Raw genomic sequence first — 219 nt, 5'->3', positions numbered from 1 at the left:
CGTGATCACCTACACCGTGACCCTGAGCAACCCTGCCCAGACCCCGGTGACCGTGACTTTGTCCAACGGCCAGACCATTACCGTTGAAGCCGGCAAGACCCAGGGCAGCGTCAATTTCGAAACCCCGGCGAACGATGTCTACAACAACGGCTCGACCGTCAGTGTGACCATCGAAAACGCCACCGGCGGTAACTTCGAGCAGCTGACGCCGAACCCGAC

General features: G+C 60.3%; 1 protein-coding gene. It reads left to right on the top strand.

Annotated elements, in window-relative coordinates:
• Nucleotides 1–219 (top strand): immunoglobulin-like domain-containing protein (locus ACLEJP_RS25630; protein ID WP_440810940.1); only part of this gene is annotated, 219 nt, incomplete at both ends.

Origin of the sequence: Pseudomonas sp. SMV7 (genome assembly GCF_052041995.1) — a bacterium.
Classification (GTDB): Bacteria; Pseudomonadota; Gammaproteobacteria; order Pseudomonadales; family Pseudomonadaceae; genus Aquipseudomonas.
Note: the sequence above shows the minus strand (reverse complement) of the source record. Positions and strands in the feature narration are given on the sequence as shown.